Here is a 20,132-nt window from a genome sequence, read left to right as displayed (position 1 = left end):
GACAAAAGTCCTAGCCTCTCAATTGACTTTGGATTGTCGAGCAAGACGCAGTGGTTGAGTGGGCTCTACTACGCTGATTTCATCAGCTTTTACAGCCCTACTCAACTGTGCGGAGGTGGGACGACGAAATCGAATTCTAACGAATTACCGATTTCTGTCCCACTCTCTGACTCTTTTTTGCTGTCTTGCTTTGCTAGTCTTTTAGGAGCAGTCGTGCTATAATCGTACTAGCAGATTATTGAAGGAGAAATTCATGAATCAAACAGTCGAATATCTAAAAGAACTCACAGCCATCGCATCACCGACAGGCTTTACAGAAGAAGTGGCGACCTACCTAGTCAAGACTTTGACAGACCTAGGCTACAGCCCTGTTCGGACAGCTAAGGGAGGCGTGACCGTCGTCCTCAAGGGTGAGAATGACGAGCAACACCGCTATATCACGGCCCATGTGGATACCTTGGGAGCAATTGTCCGTGCTGTGAAACCAGATGGGCGTCTCAAGCTGGATCGCATCGGTGGCTTCCCTTGGAACATGATTGAAGGGGAAAACTGTACCGTCCATGTGGCCAATACTGGTAAGACCCACTCCGGTACTATCCTTGTCCACCAAACCTCTTGCCACGTCTACAAGGATGCGGGAACTGTAGAGCGGACCCAGGACAATATGGAAGTGCGCTTGGATGAAAAAGTGACCTCTGAAAAAGAAACCCGTGACTTAGGGATTGAAGTGGGAGACTTTATCAGCTTTGATGCTCGGACCATCGTCACAGATACAGGCTTTATCAAGTCTCGCCACTTGGATGACAAGGTCAGCGCTGCTATCTTGCTTAACCTCCTTCGCGTCTACAAGGAAGAAGGCGTGACCCTTCCAGTGACGACTCACTTTGCCTTTTCTGTCTTTGAAGAAGTGGGACATGGGGCTAACTCCAGCATCCCAGCTCAAGCGGTCGAATATTTGGCAGTGGACATGGGGGCTATGGGAGATGACCAGCAGACAGATGAGTACACGGTTTCTATCTGTGTCAAAGATGCTTCTGGTCCTTACCACTATGGTTTCCGCCAGCACTTGGTGGCCTTGGCCAAGGAGCAAAACATCCCTTACAAACTGGACATCTATCCTTTCTATGGCTCGGATGCCTCTGCAGCCATGAGCGCAGGAGCAGAAGTCAAGCATGGTCTTCTCGGAGCAGGGATCGAATCTAGCCACTCTTATGAGCGCACCCACGTGGATTCTGTGGTGGCGACAGAGCGCATGGTCGATGCTTATCTCAAGAGCGACTTGGTCAAATAAGCTTCGTTTTCAAGATTAAAACATAGGATTGAATCTGCCTGGTCAAGTTGACTGGGTAGATTTTTTAGAATAAACTGTCAAAAAATTCTTGACAAGCTAAAAAAATGTAGTAAAATATGTAGTAAATCAGAAAGTAACTAGTCTAAGATTTTCAGGGAGCCTGCGGCTATTGTGAGCAGGTAGTCGGAGTTAGTGAACATTGGGCTGATTGTTTAGAGTAGGAGAAGATAACACATATTCTTCTCGGTAGGCACCCCTTATCGTGCGACTCCTTGTTAGAGGAGATAGAGATAATGGTCGCTTTCTACCCTTTTGACCATTAACTGAGGTGGTACCGTGTTAAACCTGATTTAATGCCCTCACAGAGTGTTACTCTGTGAGTTTTTTTGTATTCTGTTGAAGTTGGTCAGCTTGCTAACTTCGAAGAGTATTGGATGTGCTTGGATCAGGACTTTCATCGCTTCGTCCCTAGGAAAAGAAAGGAATTCCTATGAAAAAAATTTTACCAGCTGATACCTTAACCCCCATTCTAGCCTACATGCGTGTCCAAGGTGACCATAAGGTCATCCTTGAGTCGATCCCGCGTGAGAAGGCGAATGCCCGTTTTTCTATCGTAGCCTACAATCCAGTATTTGAGGTGACCTATCAGGATGGTATCCTGTATGAGAATGGTAAGGTGCTGGAGCAAGATCCTTTTGACTACCTCCACCAGGTAACGGTAAAGGGGCTGACGTCTGATCTTCCTTTCGCTGGAGGGGCCATCGGTTTTGCAGGCTACGATATGATCGGAGTCTATGAGGAGATTGGCTCCATTCCTCAGGATACCATCGGGACGCCAGATATGCATTTCTTCATCTACGAGTCTTATTTAATTTTTGACCACAAGAAGGAAAAAGTCTATGTGGTGGAAGACAATATCTACTCTGGTCGAAGCAATGATGCGGTCCGCCAATCACTGGGGCAAGTGGTGACCGATCTGCAAACCCAAGCGCCAAACGAGTTCACCCCTCAGGCCTTGCAGGCTCTCCACTTCACCAACCACATCGAGAAGGAAGTCTTTATGGAGATGGTGGATAAGGCCAAGAAACTGATCCGTGAAGGCGATATGTTCCAATGTGTCCTTAGTCAACGCTTTTCAGCAGATTTTGAGGGTGATCCCTTGGATTATTACCGGAATTTGCGCGTGACCAACCCATCCAACTATCTCTATTTCTATGACTTTGGTCACTACCAGATCATTGGTGCCAGTCCTGAAAGTCTGGTATCGGTGAAAAAGGGAGAGGTGACGACTAATCCGATCGCCGGAACCCGACCTCGTGGGGCAACGGAAGAAGAGGACCAAGCCCTGGCACATGAACTCCTTCACGATATCAAGGAAACAGCCGAGCACCGCATGCTGGTGGATCTGGGTCGCAATGATATCGGGAAAATCGCTCAAAACGGGACGGTCGAAGTGACCAAGTATATGGAGGTCGAGTATTTCCGCTATGTCATGCACCTGACCAGTGTGGTCAAGGGGCAACTCCTGCCTCATTTAACAGCTCTTGATGCCTTGAAAGCGACACTACCAGCGGGAACAGTCTCTGGGGCTCCTAAGATTCGGGCCATGCGTCGGATCTATGAATTGGAAGAGGAAAAACGTGGCGTCTATGCGGGAGCTATTGGTTACCTCTCTGCGACAGGGGATATGGACTTCGCCATTGCCATCCGGACCATGATCCTCAAGAATCAAAAGGCCTACGTCCAAGCAGGAGCAGGGATTGTCTACGACAGTGTTCCGGAGAATGAATTTTACGAAACGATTAACAAGGCAAAATCGATGACAAGAATAGGAGATGTTCAATGATTTTATTAGTGGATAATTACGATTCTTTTACCTATAATTTGGCCCAATACTTGGGAACTTTTACAGAGGTCGAAGTCTTGCGAAATGATGATGAGCGCTTGTATGAGCAAGCGGAAGTGTCAGATGCCCTCGTCTTCTCCCCGGGGCCAGGCTGGCCAGCAGATGCTGGGAAAATGGAAGCCATGATTAAAGACTTTGCAGGTAAAAAGCCCATGTTGGGGATTTGCTTAGGTCACCAAGCCCTGGCGGAGACCTTTGGCGGCAAGTTGCGCCTGGCTAAGAATGTCATGCATGGCAAACAAAGCCAGATTACCTTTGAAACGCCATCTCCCATTTTCAAGGATATTGAGAATGATGTGCCCATCATGCGTTACCATTCTATCGTCGTTGACCAAATGCCAGAAGAATTTGAGGTCACGGCCATTACCACGGACGACCAAGAAATCATGGCCATCCAACACAAGAGCCTGCCAATCTACGGACTTCAGTATCATCCTGAGAGTATCGGCAGTCCAGATGGTCTAAAAATGATTGAAAATTTTGTGAAGCTGGTCCTAGACTAGACCAGCAGTTCCTAGCAGCTAAAATTTCTATTGAAACGTATAGAAAAAACAAGAGGAAACCCTTATGAAAGAACTATTCTTACAAATCTCTAATCGCCAAGACTTGACGCAAGAGCAGGTCCAAGAAGTCTTTGATCAAATCTTGCAAAACCAACTATCAGAAAGTCAAATCGCTGCCTTTTTGATGGGACTCAAAACCAAGGGAGAAACAGCAGACGAAATTACCGGAATTGTACGCGCCTTAAAGGCCCATGCGACGGTATTGCCAGAGACCTTCTCAGATGCCATGTGTAACTGTGGGACTGGTGGTGACCAATCCTATAGCTTTAACATTTCGACGACTGTTTGCTTCGTTTTGGCTGCTGGAGGGATCCGCATGGCCAAGGCCGGCAATCGCTCTGTTTCTTCTAAGTCAGGCTCTGCAGATGTCCTTGAAGCGCTGGGCATCAACGTTGCTGCCTCGCCAGAGACTCTCTCTAAAGCCTTGGACGAGGTTGGTTTGGCCTTTATCTTTGCGCAAACCATGCATCCGGCTATGCGTTTTATTGGTCCTGCTCGTCAAGCTATGGGGATTCCAACCATTATGAACCTGGTCGGTCCTCTTGCCAATCCACTGGATCTTGAAACCCAACTCATGGGACTCTACCGTGTCGAATTGCAAGAGATTGTCGCGCGTGCCATCCAGCAGTTGGGACGCAAACGTGCAGTGGTTATCACAGGTCCTGACAATATGGACGAAGCGGCCCTTTATGGGACCAATACCTACACCCTACTAGAAGATGGGAACATTAGCCAGCATAGCTTTACCTATGAAGAGCTGGGGATGGACAAGGTGGAGCTGTCCGAAATTACAGGTGGTGATGCCAAGGAAAATGCTGCGATTCTCCTCAGTGTCTTGAAGAATGAAGCCAGCCCTTATCTGGAGACGACGGTTCTCAACGCTGGTCTTGGCTTCTTTGCCAATGGAAAAGTCGCAACGATCAAAGAAGGTGTAGAGTTGGCACGTCAATTGATAGCGGATGGTTCTGCCCTTGCTAAATTGCAACACTTACAAGAGGTTCAAGTATGAGTAAAGCCTTTCTACCAACGATCCTAGAACAAAAAGAAAAAGAAGTGGCTCAAATGGTCATGGAAGACCTCCAACCTCTCCGTCAGACCTACCGTCTCTATGATTTTCTCAAGAGCCATCAAGAGCACTTACAGATCATCGCCGAGGTGAAGAAAGCCAGTCCTAGTATGGGGGATATCAATCTGGATGTGGATATTGTTGCCCAAGCTAAGACCTATGAAGAAAATGGGGCTGCCATGATCTCGGTATTGACGGACCAAGTCTTCTTTAAGGGGGATCTAGACTACCTTCGTGAGATTTCTTCCCAGGTGACGATTCCAACTTTGGCCAAAGATTTTATCATTGATGAGAAACAAATTGTCCGCTCTCGCAATGCGGGAGCTACAGTCATTCTCTTGATAGTCGCAGCCCTACCAGAAGCCCGGCTCAAAGAACTCTATGACTTTGCGACGGGGCTTGGTTTGGAGGTTCTTGTAGAAACCCATAACTTACCTGAGCTCGAAATAGCCCATCGGATCGGGGCTGACATCATCGGGGTCAACAACCGGAACCTCGTCACCTTTGAAACGGATCTGAATACCAGTCTTGAATTGTCTACGCATTTCAAAGACCGGCCCGTTTATATATCTGAGTCCGCTATTTTTAATGGAGCAGATGCAAGCCTTGTTGCTCCCTACTTTAATGGGATTTTAGTAGGGACTGCTCTCATGACAGCAGGGGATGTAGCAGAAAAGGTCAAGGAGTTACAAATTGACAAAGGTTAAAATATGTGGCCTGTCTACAGTGGAAGCAGTGGAGACAGCTGTCCTAGCAGACGCAGACTATATCGGTTTTGTGTTCGCTGCGAGCAAACGACAAGTCAGTCTAGAGCAAGCCCAGGAATTGGCAAAACGGGTGACTGGCAAGACCAAAATTGTCGGAGTCTTTGTCTCACCGAGTCTAGAGGACTTGGAGCAAGCGATTAGTCGGGTTCCCTTAGACATGGTTCAGATTCATGGGGCTTTTGATGAAGCGCTGATGCCAATGATTTCAGTTCCCGTCATTCGAGCGATCCAGCTCAGTGATCAGGAAGCCCAAGTAAGCAGCCAGGCAGATTATCTGCTCTTTGATGCACCAGTAGCTGGGAGTGGTCAAACCTTTGATTGGGGCTTGCTGAAAGATCAGAAGATCCAGCAGGACTTCTTTATAGCAGGGGGCTTGACAGAGGACAATGTCCGCCAAGCTAGAGAGACCTTTCAGCCATATGCAGTAGATGTATCCTCGGGGGTCGAAACGGACGGTCGCAAAGATATAGAAAAGATAAAAGCATTTATAGAAGGAGCGAAAGCATGAACTATCAACTACCGGATGAAAAAGGATTTTATGGAAAATTTGGAGGACAGTTTGTTCCAGAAACCCTGATGACAGCCGTGATTGAACTCGATAAGGCTTATAGAGAAGCCAAAGCAGATCCAAGCTTTCAAGCAGAATTGGATGACTTGCTCAAGAATTATGTGGGACGGGAGACTCCACTTTACCATGCCAAAAGTCTTTCCAAGCACATCGGTGGAGCACAAATCTATCTGAAAAGGGAAGACCTCAACCACACAGGGGCTCACAAGATTAACAATGCCCTTGGTCAGGTCTTGCTGGCTAAACGGATGGGCAAGAAGAAAATCATCGCAGAGACAGGGGCTGGTCAACACGGGGTAGCGACTGCGACGGCTGCGGCTCTCTTCGAGATGGAGTGTACCATCTACATGGGGGAGGAAGATGTCAAACGCCAAGCCCTCAATGTCTTTCGGATGGAGCTCTTGGGAGCAAAAGTTCATAGTGTAACAGACGGATCGCGCGTGCTGAAAGATGCGGTCAATGCGGCCCTTCGTGCATGGGTAGCTGGGATTGATGATACCCATTACATCATGGGATCTGCCCTCGGACCAGCTCCCTTCCCAGAGATTGTTCGAGATTTTCAATCTGTTATTGGTAAGGAAGCGAAACGTCAGTTTGCAGAGGTCTCAGGTGGAAAGCTTCCTGACGCGGTCCTAGCTTGTATCGGTGGAGGTTCCAATGCCATTGGCATGTTCTATCCCTTCGTAGAAGATGAATCTGTAGCGATGTACGGAGCAGAAGCATCCGGTCTTGGTTTGGATACGGACAAACACGCAGCGACCTTTGCCAAAGGTCGTCCTGGTATCCTTCACGGAGCCTTGATGGAAGTGCTTCAAGATGCCCATGGACAGATCATGGAAGCTTTCTCCATCTCTGCTGGTTTGGATTATCCTGGTGTGGGTCCAGAGCATTGCTATTTCAATGAAATTGGCCGGGCAACCTATGATGCGATCACGGATGAAGAAGCTCTAGAAGGATTTCAGTTGCTTTCACGTTTGGAAGGGATTATCCCAGCCTTGGAGTCCAGTCATGCTATCGCTCTAGCGCAAAAAGTCGCAGCAGAAATGACTCCAGACCAAACGCTGATCATCTGCCTATCTGGTCGTGGAGACAAGGATGTCATGCAGGTCAAAGAACGGTTTGAAGCAGAAGGGAAGTAGAAATGACGAAAACACTAACAGAGCATTTACAAGCCATTAAAGACAGCAAGCGTGGGATCTTCGTCCCTTACATCATGGCGGGGGATCATGAGAAGGGACTCGATGGCCTCTTTGATACTATTCAGCTCTTGGAAGAAAGTGGAGCATCGGCTATTGAAGTGGGGATTCCTTGGTCTGATCCTGTAGCAGATGGGCCGGTCATCGAAATGGCTGGGCAACGCAGTTTAGCCAAGGGCGTGACCTTAACAGCTATTGTAAAAAAACTCCAAGAGCAAGAGACCAAGATTCCTCTCGTCATCATGACCTATATCAATCCGGTCTACCAATATGGGATAGAAGCCTTTATAAAAGAGTTAGCCTCTACTTCAGTCAAAGGTTTGATCATTCCGGATCTGCCAAACGAACATGCGGATATGATAGCCCCTTACTTGAAAGAGAGTGACGTTGCCCTCGTTCCCTTGGTCAGCTTGACCACTGGTATCGAACGCCAGAAGACTTTGATCCAAGAAGCAGAAGGCTTTATCTATGCGGTAGCCATTAATGGGGTAACTGGGAAAATGGGCAACTACCGGGATGACTTGGATCAGCACTTGGCGACCTTGAGAGACTTGGCCACTATTCCAGTACTGACAGGTTTTGGAGTCTCCACTAAGGAAGATATCGACCGCTTTAATCAGGTATCTGATGGTGTCATCGTCGGATCGAAAATTGTTCGGGACCTTCATGAGGGCAAAACCAGCGATGTCAAGGACTTTGTAGACTATGGTTCCCACTTTAATAAATGCTAAGGATAAGAAAAATTACAAAATTTAATAAATTTTCAGAAAATTACTTCTCTTCTGAAAATCTTTGTGGTATAATCTTAGGACAACCTTAAAAATTTATTAGGAGTAAACAATGAAAAAAAGAAATGTCATTGCTCTTGCAGGAGTAGCTCTTCTTTCAGCAGGTATTCTTGCAGCATGTTCTGGTGGTTCTAAATCATCTAGCTCTAGCTCAAAATCAAGTGAAGCAGGTCAAAAATTCTCATACGTCTATGAGACAGAACCTGAAAACTTGAACTACATCACATCTGGTAAAGCTGCAACCCACGAAATCACAGGAAACTTGATTGATGGATTGTTTGAAAACGACAAGTATGGAAATTTGATTCCTTCACTTGCTAAAGATTGGACAGTTTCAGAAGATGGCTTGACTTATACTTACAAACTTCGTGATGATGCTAAATGGTATGATTCAGAAGGGGAAGAGTATGCGGACGTGACAGCTGATGACTTCGTTGCAGGGATCAAATATGCCGCTGACCACAAGTCTGAAATGCTCTACATCATTCAAAATTCCATCAAGGGCTTGAATGATTATGTTGAAGGAAAGACCTCTGATTTCTCAAATGTTGGCATTAAAGCAGTCGATGATCATACCCTTCAAATCACTTTGAACCAGGCAGAGCCTTTCTGGAATTCTAAGTTGACTCTTGGGATCACCTTCCCTATCAATGAGAAATTCGTAGAATCTAAAGGGGATAAATTTGCCCAAGCAAGTGACACTAGCTCTCTTCTTTACAATGGTCCTTACATCTTGAAGAGCTTCACTTCTAAATCATCTATCGAGATGAGCAAGAATGAAAACTACTGGGATAAAGACAATGTTCACATCACAGATGTTAAGCTAGAATACTATGATGGTCAAGACCAAAGTAAATTGGCCAACTCATTTGAGGACAACGCTCTTAGCCTTGCTAAATTGTTCCCAACTGGACCTGGATTTACTGACCAAGCTAAGAAGTTTAAAGATGAAATCATCTACACTCCTCAAGATGCCAGCACCTTCGTTATCGGTGTCAACATCGATCGTCAGTCATACAAGTACACATCAAAAACAACAGATGAAGAAAAATCATCTACTAAGAAAGCTCTCTTGAACAAGGACTTCCGTCAATCAATCAGCTTTGCCTTTGACCGTGAAGCCTATGCTGCCCAAGCAAATGGTAAAGATGGAGCAAGCAAACTGATCCGTAACTTGTACATCCCACCTACATTCGTTCAAGCAGATGGCAAGTCCTTCGGTGAGATGGTTAAATCTGAGTTGGTGACTTATGGAGACGAGTGGAAAGATGCAAATCTTGACGATGGTCAAAATGGTCTTTACAACGCAAAACAAGCCAAAGAAGAGTTTGCGAAAGCTAAATCTGCACTTGAAGCAGATGGTGTGAAATTCCCAATCCACTTGGATATGCCAGTAGACCAAACGACTCAATCTAAGGTTCAACGTGCTCAATCCTTCAAACAATCGGTTGAAAGTACGCTTGGAAAAGAAAACGTCGTTGTCGACATCCATATGGTATCCAAAGAAGACCTCTTGAACGTAACGCTCTTTGCTGCAAAAGCAGAAGACGAAGACTGGGATATCTCAGATAACGTTGGATGGAGCCCTGACTATCAAGACCCATCAACTTACCTTGATATCTTGAAAGCATCTTCTGGTGAAAACACTCGTACCTTCCTTGGATTTGACCCAAGCGAAAACAATGAGGCAGCTAAGAAAGTTGGTTTGTACGACTTTGAGAAGATGGTAACAGAAGCAGGAGCTGAAACACAAGACCTTAACAAACGTTATGAGAAATATGCTGCAGCTCAAGCTTGGTTGACAGATAGTGCTTTGGTCATCCCAACAACATCTAAGACTGGTCGTCCATTCTTGACTCGTGTTGTACCATTTTCAGCACCATTTGGCTGGACCGGTGGTAAAGGGAAAGACAACGTTGTCTATAAAGGTATGGAACTTCAAGACAAGGCTGTAACAACCGAAGACTACAACAAAGCTCTTGAAAAATGGAAGAAAGAGCAAGCAGAGTCTAACCAAAAAGCTCAAGAAGAATTAAAAAACCATGTGAAATAAGCATGAATTAATCGAGGCAGTTCGCCTCGATTTTTTTGTTAAAAAGAATTTGATATAAAAGCGCTTACATAGTATAATAGCTATATTGATTACAAAATAGCGAGGTCTCTTTTATGAAAAAGAAAACAATGGTGTCGATGGTGGCTTCTAGCCTCCTGCTAGCTCCCTTTATCTTAAATCAAGTGGTGGCAGCAGATGAGAATCTACCAGAGCTTTCTCCAACGAAAGAAGTCGTGACTCAGGTGGCTCCTGAGCCTGTAACTTCTGAAGGAGCAGCTTCCCAATCTCAAGCGGATCAGACTGCATCAGTCCCAAGTGTGGATCAAAAAAATGAAGTAGCGACTTCTGAACCAGTGATAGGGAATCCAAAGGATCCAGCAGAGATGGAGAAGGTCGACAAGCAAGTTGGTCAAGACAAGCCTCTTACGATTGTTGAAAAAACAAGCATCCCACAGGCACCTCAGGGAACAGGTGACAAAGCTAGCCCTGCAGCTTCGACAGGAGCAACTTCTCCAGCAACAGGACAAGCCTTAACTTCTTATACAGGTAGCTTGGCAAATAGTGAACTCAAGGACAAGGAATTAACCGTTCAAGATGCCGTTGATGAATTGCTTCAGTGGGCTGCGAAGGATCCCAAGCAGGCTGGTCAATCGACCGCAGATCGGGAACGATTTGCTAAAAGTCTGGGAATGATTAGTAGCCATGAGGACTTGAGTCGTAAGGTCAGTCAGGAAGAGCTGACCAATATGTACAGTATTGCTAAAAAGCTCTATGATGCCTATCGCTCTGAAAAGAAAGCTCCTCTCTTTTTGAATGGGCGGGCTCAACCCATCTTCCCTTATACTACAGGGGAAAAAGCAGATGAAGACTATCACTATGAGGATAGCGAAATTGTTCGCTTCCCGGTCTATGTAGAGACCGATTATGATACAGATGGGGATGGCAAGCCTGACTTAGTCAAGGCCATTGTGCAGTTACCTAAGGCTGTGGCCAGGGGAGACTTTAAGGCGGCGACCATTCTCGAAGCGCGTCCATATGTAGCAGGAACCTTGGATGAGAACTCTGTGACCCTTGAAAGCTTGGGCTTGCCGACAGATGGTTCTTATGATATGAAGAAATTGCGGGAGCAACCAGCTAAACGCCAGGCAGTCGGAAGCTCTTCGACAGTCGAAGCAGCCAAGAAAGCCAAGGCTTCTGATTGGTATTACTATAGTCCCTACGAGTATATCTATGACTACGAAAATTTAAACTGGTATGACTATTTCTTGGTCAGAGGCTATGCCTTTATCTCCAGTGCTGGTCTAGGAACCAAGGGATCAGAAGGGTTCAATACGACAGGGTCTGATCTCGAAATCAATGCCTTCAAGAATATTATCGAGTGGGTCAATGGCAAGCGCAAGGCCTACACAGATAAGACTAGCAATGTCGAAATCAAGGCAGATTGGGCTACAGGAAATGTCGCCATGACCGGTCTATCCTGGGCTGGAACCACGACCTTTGGTGTCGCAGGTACAGGAGTCGAAGGTTTGAAGACCATCGTACCAGCTGCTGGGATTGCTTCTTGGTATGACTATTTCAATAGTCAAGGAACAGCTTATGGGAACCCACCATATAGTGATTTATCTTGGTTGTCCCTCTATGTCGGTACTCGGATCCTAGATGAAAAAGACTGGGCAGGCATTTGGCAAAATTATGCCAACTACATCAACCAGCTCAATAAGGATCAAAATGCACATGAACGCAATTATAGCGATGTCTGGAAGGAACGGGATTATACCCTCAATCCTGAAAAATTCAAGACCAGTGCCCTCCTGGTTCATGGCTTGAATGATGACAATGTTAAGACCAAACACTTTGAGCTCATGTACGATGCCCTTAAGAAGGCAGGGCAAAATGTCAAACTCTATCTCCACCAAGGAGACCACGTCTATCCAGCAGCCATGTCTCGTGGGTATGGTATTCAGGCTAATGGCCAAGATTTCTATGACCTGCTCAATACCTGGTTGACCCATTACCTATATGGAGTGGACAATCACGTCGAAAATTTACCAGCTGTCTTGGCGCAAAATAACTATGATCCAAGCAAGTGGACCACTTATGATAATTGGAAGACCACGCAGCGCCTCTTCCTCAATGCGCAGTCGAAACGCTTGGAAGAAACCATTTCGAGCGATTATGCTGGAGCTGGTGTCGAAGTTGCCAAGCGTGATGAAACCGTGAGCCAAGGTTCTTCAAAAGCCAACATGACCTTCGTATCGGAAGTGACAGAAGACACGACTATCAAAGGACATATCCCTGTACACTTCAAGGCAGCCCTGGCTAAGGGGAAAGGAAAGAACTTCCAAATCAATGCTCTTTTAGTCGACGTATCGGATGAAGAATTTGATGTGGTCGGCAACGGTGGGGTTAAGGCGGATAAAAAAGCAGATGGCTTCTGGATGGGTAGCAATTTAAGCAACCTTTCTGTGGCTGAATTCGAAACCATCAAGACCAAGTATAAGGTCATCGCAAAAGGTTGGATCAACCTGGCCAACCCTGAGTCTGGCTATGATTCAGCTAGCTCAAGAAATAGCATCGAGCCAAAAATTGGAGAATTCCACGACTATACGGTCCATCTCCAACCAAACCTTTATACGGTTAAAAAAGGACACAAGCTAGCCCTAGTCTTCAATACTTATGATCCATCAGACTTAACCGTTGAGAATCCTTATGAAGTGACCTTCAAGACAGATTCGATCCGTGCGACTATTCCGATCGTAGAAGGGACTCGTTCCCAGGTAGCCTCTTATCTTCCGAACGCGGCTGATACAGCATATGCTGCCCTTCCTGAGATTCAAGGAGCAAAATTAGTAGAACCAGCCATTCATTCTATCGAAGAATACAATTTGCCAGTCCTTCCAGAGCCTGAAAAATATGGAAAACCAGAAATTCCTGCTAGTCCAAGTCTACTTCCTCTCGTCAAAACAGCTGAGAAAGAAACGGCAAAACCAGAGGCTCTATCTGTTGCTTATGGACAAAGATTTGTCTCTGAGACGGTTAAAGAAGCAACTCCAGCACAAGAAAAAGCAGGTCAGCTTCCTCAAACAGGTAGCGCAGAGGAATGGATGGGATTCTATGGTTTAGGTACCCTCTTCTTGTCTAGCCTTCTTTTCTGGAAGAAAAAGAAAGAGGAGTCCCAAGGCTGAGGAACGTAGCAAATATTTCTAAAAACTTGAATTTTGGTGTAGAATAGAACTATCAATGAGAGATTAGTGACAATCACTGATCAAAGGAGGAACTATGGTACACGTACTAACAGATGCAACATTTGAACAAGAAACGAGCCAAGGTTTGGTCTTGGTCGACTTCTGGGCAACTTGGTGTGGTCCTTGCCGGATGCAGGCACCAATCTTAGAACAGCTGGCAGAAGAAATCCATGAAGATGACTTGAAAATCTTTAAGATGGATGTGGATGAAAATCCAAACACTGCTCGCAACTTCGGCATCATGTCCATCCCAACTCTCTTATTCAAGAAAGATGGCCAAGTGGTGAAACAAGTCGCTGGTGTTCATACCAAAGAACAACTCAAAGCGATTGTTGCAGAATTAAGCTAACAGAAAAGAAGCCCTTGCTTGTTAGATGATTAAACTCGTTCATTTCCAACTGAGGAAGTGAGCGAGTTTTTTCTTTCATGAAGTTGTTAACAGAATCAGATAAAGAATTGACAGCGCTTTCCTAAGGTGTTAGAATGAACCTGTAGTTTGCTATAAAATATAAGAAAGAGAGTGGGACAGAAATCGGTCATTCGTTAGAATTCGATTTCGTCGTCCCACTCAACCACTGCGTCTTGCTCGACAATCCAAAGACAATTAAAAGGCTAGAACTTTTGTCCCAGCCTCTTTAGTCAATCTCATTTTCTAGTTAGTCTGCTAAAACCCATACGCTGACGGAGCGGTCTGAGACTGGGAAATCAGCCCAACCGTCTTCTTCAATTTGGATGGTATCTTGGTAATTTCCTAAAGCGTCGTGGTAAGTCCGTCCTGCATAGGCTTGGCCGATTTCCATCCGTTTTGCGGATGAAGCAGCATTTGAAATGACGCAGGCGATAGGAGCAGTCTCTTCAGTTCCAGAGCGGGTCCAACCAATACAGTTAGGATCGTCAAAGTAGTCTCTTTGTTCACCGTAGGCTAAGTCTTTGCGGATACGAAGGAGTTGATCAAGCTCCGCTTGGAAATCTTGCTGGGCAAACTCACCTGAAATCCCGTAGTAGTCTCCATAAAAGACACATGGGAGACCAGCCTCGCGGAGGAGAATGAGGGCGTAAGCAGCAGGCTTGAACCATTCACCAACTGTGGACTCAAGGGCTTGTCCTCTTTGGGTATCGTGATTATCGACAAAGGTTACCGCACTTTCTGGATGATTACTTGCAAGTGTACCATTGAAAATAGTCGTTAAATCAAAGTTTTCCCCTTCTTGGCTAGCTCTAAAGAGATTTTGGTGGAGGGCAACGTCCACTAAGTCAAACTTGTAGTCAATGCTGGCTAGGTAGTCATTGTTGCTTTGTTCATCCCCATTCCAAAACTCACCAAATACATAGAAATCTTCTCCATATTTGTCCGTAATTTGTTGGATGAAGTTCTTCATGAAGAAGGAGTCGATGTGTTTAACAGCGTCTAGACGAAAGCCTTGAACCCCAGTTGTTTCAATAAACCATTCTGCCCATTGATTGAGGTTTTCGATCACTTCGGGGTGTTTAAAGTCGATATCGGCGTACATGAGGTAATCGTAGTTTCCGTTCTCACTATCAACGAGGTAGTCTTGTGCCCAACCTTTGTTTTCCCCTTGAATCTGGTAAATCCCACTCTTATTGCGGGAAGCATCGTAATCGGTACCAGTAAAGTGGTACCAATGCCAGTGGAAGTCATTGTAGGCCCCATTTCGACCATCAAAGGTAAATTTTGTCCAACCTTTGATCGTAAAAGGCTCTGTCAAGACGATGGTCCGATCGTTAGGGTCCACTTCGACTACTTCAAATGTTTCTAAACCATCGGCAGCTGCTTTATGGTTGAGAACGACATCGGCCATGGGTTGGATTCCAGCTTCTTTTAAGGCTTGGATGGCTTGCAAGTAGTCCTCTTTGAAACCATATTTGGTCCGAACAGTCCCTTTTTGGTCGAATTCCCCAAGGTCAAAGAGGTCATAGACGCCGTAGCCGACATCATTGGCAGAAGTGGCTTTAAAAGCAGGAGGCATCCAAATTTTACGAATACCCAAGTCTGCTAGGTGAGGAGCATCTGCAGCTAAGCGGGACCAGTGTTGACCATCCGAAGGTAAGTACCATTCAAAATATTGCATTAAGGCTTGATTTTCCATTTGTTTCTCATCTTTCGTGAATTAATGCCTTATTTTACCAAAAATGAAAGGATAGGGCAAAGGTTTATGCTCTCGAAAGCGCTGTCTTTATTTCATAGTGTATAAATGGGTAAAAAGATAGGTCTTGTATGGATCAGAGAGAGGGATTTGGCCCCATGAATAGGAACTATTTTTTTATTTTTATTCAAGTTCGCTCAATCTGTCTAAGAAGGCTTTGCTAGTTGAAAAAGTGTCTCCATCATTTGATTTACAGGAAGGAAAGTACAGAGAGCTTTCCCTGCTGTAAGTTAAGTTGTGATCCTGTTTGAAAGCAGGTTGAAGGTCCTAGAATAGAGGTAATATAGACTCTTTCTAGTAGAGATAGCTATTATCATTAAAAGGAGGCCTCCATTGAGATCCATAGAAGATTTCCAAGAACAAATTGCCACTATATTTCAAGAAGCCATGGCAATTCCTAGCTTTACCAATACCGAGACAGAAAGGGAGATGGAAGACTATTTAGACCGACGAATTGGGGCTATTCCATATTTAAAGAGTCACCCCCATCACTTTGGTCGCTACCCTCTTCCTAATGACCATCTTCATCGTAGTGTCAACTGGGCTTTGGTCGATAAGGGAAAGAAAAAAACAGTGATTCTTTTTCACCACCATGATACGGTAGATCTAGAAGATTACGGTCCTCTAGCACCAATAGCTTTGGATTCTGAGGCACTGGTTCAAGCCTTGAAGGGCATTGATTTTCGTTCAGAAATGCAGGAGGACCTAAATTCTGGCCAATGGCAATTCGGACGAGGTTCTTGTGACATGAAGGCAGCCTTAGCACTCCAGCTAGGAGTCCTAGAAGCCTATGCCTCAGATCCTGATGGGGGCCAGGTAAATCTGCTTTATCTATCCGTGGGAGACGAGGAGTCCTATTCTCGTGGGATGAGAGGAGCCTTGGGTCTACTCTGTCAGTTAAAAGATGAGTTTGACTTGGACTATGTGTTAGCAGTGGATTCAGAGCCCTTTGAAGCAGGGAGTGACAAGGAGAAAGTTCTTCATATCGGAACGGTTGGCAAGCTGATGCCAGTCGTTGTCGTCCAAGGAGTTTTGTCTCATATGAAGGAGCCCCTCAAAGGAATCAACGCCCTCTCTCTCCTAATAGCAGTTGCATCAAAATTGGACCTTCACCCAGACTTATCTGATCATGCTCTGGGTGAGCGGTCTCCCCTTCCTTCTTGGTCTTATCTGAGGGATTTGAAGGATCAATATGACGTGTCGACTGTCCTCCATGCTGCCGGCTATTTCAGCGTTCTGCATCTGAAAAAGACCCCTCAAGAATTGTTGCAACGCATCAAAGAGTTGAGCCAGGAAGCGGTTGATCAATTTTATGTCAAATACCTGTCCCTTCAGGACCAAGCAGGGCAAGAACATCTGATCTCTCAGCCAATAGTCATCAGCTATCAAGAATTGCTGGATGGTTGCCAAAAGAAGGAAGGATTTTTAAGCTTTCAAGAGCAGTGTGAGCAAAGAGCCTATCAAGATTTCTTATCAGGAGTCAGCTATCAGACCATTGCCATCCAGCAGATTCAAAGTTTCTTAGAGTTTTTGAGTGAGAAAAATCCTCTGGTGGTTATTGGCTTTGCTCCACCTTATTACCCTTCTATGAATTGTCGGTATTTACCGAATACCAGTCTAAAAATTGATAACCTAATAGATGATTATCGCTACTATTTAGCAAGCAGGGGCTTGTCACTGAAGGTGGAAGAGTACTTCATGGGCATTTGCGACACCAGTTATTGTGCCTTGGAGAGAGAGCTAGAAAGCTATCAAGTCGTATTGGATAGTTTAGCTAGTCCCTCTCAAGTTTACGAGTTGGATCTTGCAAACATTGCACAGATTCAAGTGCCTGCGGTCAATTTAGGGCCTTGGGGCAAGGAACTCCACCAAAGAGGGGAGCGGGTCTTTAGGGAGGACCTCCTAGATACCATTCCTAGTTATCTATTTGGCCTTCTCTACCGCTTTGATGAATTACTTTAATACTTGAGTTTTCCATTGACAAAAGAGGAAAAATGGAATAAAATATTGGCAAAACAAGTAAACCGTTTTCTTTCATCAGGGAAGTGGGATAGAAGAAGGAGAATCTATGATTGAATTTCAAGGAGTCACAAAGGATTACGATGGGCATCTGGCATTAAACCACTTGAATTTGACCATTGAAGATGGGCAAATTGTCGGCTTGATTGGCCATAATGGTGCCGGAAAATCAACGACCATTAAGAGCTTGGTCAGTGTCATCACACCGACGACAGGCAGCATTCTAGTCGATGGGAAGGATCTCTACAGCAATCGATTAGAAATCAAAAAGAAAATTGGTTACGTAGCCGATTCGCCAGATCTCTTTCTACGTTTGACAGCCAATGAATTTTGGGAGTTGGTTGCCACTTCCTATGATATGAGTCAGCAGGAATGTGATGAGCGTTTGGAACATTTGCTGAACCTTTTTGACTTTACAAGTCATCGATATGAGGTCATTGAGTCTTTCTCTCATGGGATGCGCCAGAAGGTCTTTGTTATCGGAGCTCTCCTATCTGATCCAGACATCTGGGTTCTAGATGAGCCGATGACTGGTTTGGATCCACAAGCCTCCTACGACCTGAAACAGATGATGCGGGAACATGCAGATAAGGGGAATACCGTCATCTTCTCAACCCATGTCCTCGAAGTGGCAGAGCAACTCTGTGATAAGATTGCCATCCTGAAGAAGGGGAACCTCATCTTTTATGGAACCATTGAGGAACTGAAGGGGCAACACCCAGAACAAAGCCTAGAGTCCATCTATCTTGGACTGGCTGGTCGAAGAGAAGAGGTGAGTCCAGATGCGTCTTAAGATGGTTCGTCGCCTAGTGGATGTCAACATCATCTATGCTACTCAGCCCGCACAATTAGCGAAATTTCGTAAGAAGCAGGAAAAGAATCCGACTAGGAAGGTGAATGTTTCCGCCCAGTCCATTCGGACCTATATTTTTATTGGTCTCCTTTATCTTTTCCTTTTTGGGATTCTCTCGAGTGCCAATGATTTCGTCTCTAGCCCTGGTCCTTTTGTCAATATGATTACGCTCTTTGGGCTCTTGACGATTTCCCAGGGCTTGATGAGTTTTTACAATGTCTTTTACGAGAGCAAGGATTTGCAATTTTACCGTCCCTATGCTTTTTCGGATGCAGAAGTCATTGCAGGAAAGAGTATTTCAGTCATTTTAGTGCTCTTGATGGCCCTGCTTCCAATGGTCAGTTATTTTATCATTCTTCCTATCCAAGCAGGGGGAAATATCCTAGTGGGGCTCTTTCTTGGCCTTCTTTGTGCCATGATTCTCCTCTCTATCCTCTTCTTGGGCACCTTGTTCTTATCTCACCTGATTACCAAATCAGCTGTCTTTAAGAAGCACACGAGTTTGGTGTCTAACGTCATCATTGGCTTGAGTAGTCTTATCTCCATTGGAGCTTATCTCTATATCAATATGCTCCAGTCAGAGCACTCGGTGGCTGGTGATTTGGTCACTCAACCGAGTATTTTTCCTCCGATAGAGGTCTTTCATACCTTTATCTTGAATCCTTTGGATTCAGGTGCTCTGCTTGGGATGTTGGCTTGGATATTGGTTCTAGCAGTCCTCCTTTGGCTGGTCAAAAGTCAGGTCTTGCCTCATTTCTATGATGCTGCCCTTGAGGTCTCTTCCAGCCATGCAGTCAAGGAGCGGGTGAGCCAGATGAAGGTAGGAGATCAAAAGGCCTTCCATCGCTTTACCGTTTCCTATCATAAACGGCTTCTAAGTGATGGTACCTTGCTGACGCAGGTCATCTTTATGATGGCGATCTTTCCTTATCTTTTTACCTTTGGCTTGTTTTTAGGGGCATCGCGAGCTTCCCTTCAAATTGAAAACTACCTCACGCCCCAATATTTACTTCCTTTGTCTCTTATCGCTTTCATGATCGGAGTTTTCAACTCTGTAGAAAGCTTGACCAGTATCGGAATCTCCTTGGAGCGGGAAAATTTCGCTTATCTTCGTGCCCTTCCGATTGATTTTAAACGCTATTGTTTGAAGAAGTTTTGGATTCTCTTTTCCGTTCAGTCTGCTTTGCCGATTGTGCTATTAGTAGGGGTGTCCAGCTACTTTGGGGTCCATCCCCTCTCTCTTCTAGCTATGCTTTTGATTTGGTTTTTGACCAGTTTGAGTTTGAGTGTGATCGCTTTTCGACGAGACTACAAGCTCTTAACGACCAATTGGTCGACTGTAACGGATTTGATGAACCGTAATAGAGGAAATGCTGCCTTGAGAGGATTGTTGATATTCGTCTTTATTATCGTTATGCTCGTCCTGATAGGCTTTACTTTCTATCTATCCGCTGTAGCTTTCACCACCTTGCTTGCTAGTGTGATTTATCTTCTCATAGCGGGTATTGGAGCTCTTGCGACGTATCTCATTTATAAGAATACTTTCTACAAATTTAACCAAGAAATTGGTGAATAAAAAAGAGAGTGGGACAGAAATCGGTCATTCGTTAGAATTCGATTTCGTCGTCCCACCTCCGCACAGTTGAGTAGGG

Annotated in this window: 15 protein-coding genes; 14 read left to right on the top strand and 1 reads right to left on the bottom strand. The window is 45.2% G+C overall.

Annotation, left to right across the window (positions count from 1 at the left end; all coding sequences use genetic code 11):
* Positions 1-253: 253 nt before the first annotated feature.
* From I2D56_RS08085 to trxA, 11 genes are all read left to right on the top strand, one after another.
* Positions 254-1,291: a M42 family metallopeptidase gene (locus tag I2D56_RS08085; RefSeq protein WP_125335918.1), complete on the top strand. Its 1,038-nt coding sequence runs from the start codon at positions 254-256 to the stop codon at positions 1,289-1,291.
* A 490-nt stretch (positions 1,292-1,781) separates the two neighbouring features.
* Entirely contained in the window at positions 1,782-3,137 is a 1,356-nt protein-coding gene (gene trpE, locus I2D56_RS08080; protein WP_195348320.1) for an anthranilate synthase component I, read from the top strand.
* Positions 3,134-3,700 (top strand): aminodeoxychorismate/anthranilate synthase component II, encoded by a 567-nt coding sequence (locus I2D56_RS08075; protein WP_195348319.1) that lies wholly within the window; start codon positions 3,134-3,136, stop codon positions 3,698-3,700. The genes trpE and I2D56_RS08075 overlap by 4 nt, the downstream gene beginning before the upstream one ends.
* Before the next feature lie 64 nt (positions 3,701-3,764).
* The gene (gene trpD / locus I2D56_RS08070) at positions 3,765-4,769 is read left to right on the top strand and encodes an anthranilate phosphoribosyltransferase (RefSeq protein WP_195348318.1); all 1,005 of its coding nucleotides are present in this window, start codon (positions 3,765-3,767) and stop codon (positions 4,767-4,769) included.
* Positions 4,766-5,533, top strand: coding sequence for an indole-3-glycerol phosphate synthase TrpC (gene trpC / locus I2D56_RS08065; RefSeq protein ID WP_195348317.1), 768 nt, complete (start codon positions 4,766-4,768; stop codon positions 5,531-5,533). Before trpD ends, trpC begins: the two co-directional genes overlap by 4 nt.
* Positions 5,520-6,101 carry a phosphoribosylanthranilate isomerase gene (locus tag I2D56_RS08060; protein WP_195348316.1) on the top strand — a complete coding sequence of 194 codons (582 nt, stop codon included), beginning with the start codon at positions 5,520-5,522 and terminating at the stop codon, positions 6,099-6,101. The genes trpC and I2D56_RS08060 overlap by 14 nt, the downstream gene beginning before the upstream one ends.
* Positions 6,098-7,300 (top strand): tryptophan synthase subunit beta, encoded by a 1,203-nt coding sequence (gene trpB / locus I2D56_RS08055; protein ID WP_023027022.1) that lies wholly within the window; start codon positions 6,098-6,100, stop codon positions 7,298-7,300. Before I2D56_RS08060 ends, trpB begins: the two co-directional genes overlap by 4 nt.
* A gap of 2 nt (positions 7,301-7,302) precedes the next feature.
* A complete protein-coding gene (trpA, locus tag I2D56_RS08050; protein ID WP_195348315.1) occupies positions 7,303-8,088 on the top strand; it encodes a tryptophan synthase subunit alpha in 786 nt (261 codons plus the stop codon).
* 109 nt (positions 8,089-8,197) lie between these two features.
* Positions 8,198-10,198: a peptide ABC transporter substrate-binding protein gene (locus I2D56_RS08045; RefSeq protein ID WP_023027020.1), complete on the top strand. Its 2,001-nt coding sequence runs from the start codon at positions 8,198-8,200 to the stop codon at positions 10,196-10,198.
* A 113-nt stretch (positions 10,199-10,311) separates the two neighbouring features.
* Positions 10,312-13,383: a CocE/NonD family hydrolase gene (locus tag I2D56_RS08040; protein WP_195348314.1), complete on the top strand. Its 3,072-nt coding sequence runs from the start codon at positions 10,312-10,314 to the stop codon at positions 13,381-13,383.
* A 94-nt stretch (positions 13,384-13,477) separates the two neighbouring features.
* Positions 13,478-13,792, top strand: a complete 315-nt coding sequence (gene trxA / locus I2D56_RS08035; protein WP_006595996.1) for a thioredoxin — start codon at positions 13,478-13,480, stop codon at positions 13,790-13,792.
* A 307-nt stretch (positions 13,793-14,099) separates the two neighbouring features.
* Here trxA and I2D56_RS08030 read toward each other — a convergent pair whose 3' ends face one another.
* Entirely contained in the window at positions 14,100-15,551 is a 1,452-nt protein-coding gene (locus tag I2D56_RS08030) for an alpha-amylase (RefSeq protein ID WP_195348313.1), read from the bottom strand.
* A 444-nt stretch (positions 15,552-15,995) separates the two neighbouring features.
* Here I2D56_RS08030 and I2D56_RS08025 point away from each other — a divergent pair, with 444 nt between their 5' ends.
* From I2D56_RS08025 to I2D56_RS08015, 3 genes are all read left to right on the top strand, one after another.
* Entirely contained in the window at positions 15,996-17,570 is a 1,575-nt protein-coding gene (locus I2D56_RS08025) for a M20/M25/M40 family metallo-hydrolase (protein WP_195348354.1), read from the top strand.
* Positions 17,571-17,676: 106 nt separating this feature from the next.
* On the top strand, positions 17,677-18,420 hold the full coding sequence (locus I2D56_RS08020) for an ABC transporter ATP-binding protein (protein ID WP_023027015.1): 744 nt from the start codon (positions 17,677-17,679) through the stop codon (positions 18,418-18,420).
* On the top strand, positions 18,410-20,056 hold the full coding sequence (locus tag I2D56_RS08015; protein ID WP_023027014.1) for a hypothetical protein: 1,647 nt from the start codon (positions 18,410-18,412) through the stop codon (positions 20,054-20,056). Before I2D56_RS08020 ends, I2D56_RS08015 begins: the two co-directional genes overlap by 11 nt.
* Positions 20,057-20,132 lie beyond the last annotated feature (76 nt).

The organism is Streptococcus australis (assembly GCF_015553625.1).
Classification (GTDB): Bacteria; Bacillota; Bacilli; order Lactobacillales; family Streptococcaceae; genus Streptococcus; species Streptococcus australis_B.
This window is presented reverse-complemented; position numbering and strand designations above follow the sequence as displayed.

What these genes read in the sequence shown, in the direction of transcription:
- I2D56_RS08085 (WP_125335918.1), top strand. Translation starts at nt 254, where the DNA reads ATGAATCAAACAGTCGAATATCTAAAAGAACTCACAGCCATCGCATCA.
- trpE (WP_195348320.1), top strand. Translation starts at nt 1,782, where the DNA reads ATGAAAAAAATTTTACCAGCTGATACCTTAACCCCCATTCTAGCCTAC.
- I2D56_RS08075 (WP_195348319.1), top strand. Translation starts at nt 3,134, where the DNA reads ATGATTTTATTAGTGGATAATTACGATTCTTTTACCTATAATTTGGCC.
- trpD (WP_195348318.1), top strand. Translation starts at nt 3,765, where the DNA reads ATGAAAGAACTATTCTTACAAATCTCTAATCGCCAAGACTTGACGCAA.
- trpC (WP_195348317.1), top strand. Translation starts at nt 4,766, where the DNA reads ATGAGTAAAGCCTTTCTACCAACGATCCTAGAACAAAAAGAAAAAGAA.
- trpB (WP_023027022.1), top strand. Translation starts at nt 6,098, where the DNA reads ATGAACTATCAACTACCGGATGAAAAAGGATTTTATGGAAAATTTGGA.
- trpA (WP_195348315.1), top strand. Translation starts at nt 7,303, where the DNA reads ATGACGAAAACACTAACAGAGCATTTACAAGCCATTAAAGACAGCAAG.
- I2D56_RS08045 (WP_023027020.1), top strand. Translation starts at nt 8,198, where the DNA reads ATGAAAAAAAGAAATGTCATTGCTCTTGCAGGAGTAGCTCTTCTTTCA.
- I2D56_RS08040 (WP_195348314.1), top strand. Translation starts at nt 10,312, where the DNA reads ATGAAAAAGAAAACAATGGTGTCGATGGTGGCTTCTAGCCTCCTGCTA.
- trxA (WP_006595996.1), top strand. Translation starts at nt 13,478, where the DNA reads ATGGTACACGTACTAACAGATGCAACATTTGAACAAGAAACGAGCCAA.
- I2D56_RS08030 (WP_195348313.1), bottom strand. Translation starts at nt 15,551, where the DNA reads ATGGAAAATCAAGCCTTAATGCAATATTTTGAATGGTACTTACCTTCG.
- I2D56_RS08025 (WP_195348354.1), top strand. Translation starts at nt 15,996, where the DNA reads ATGGCAATTCCTAGCTTTACCAATACCGAGACAGAAAGGGAGATGGAA.
- I2D56_RS08020 (WP_023027015.1), top strand. Translation starts at nt 17,677, where the DNA reads ATGATTGAATTTCAAGGAGTCACAAAGGATTACGATGGGCATCTGGCA.
- I2D56_RS08015 (WP_023027014.1), top strand. Translation starts at nt 18,410, where the DNA reads ATGCGTCTTAAGATGGTTCGTCGCCTAGTGGATGTCAACATCATCTAT.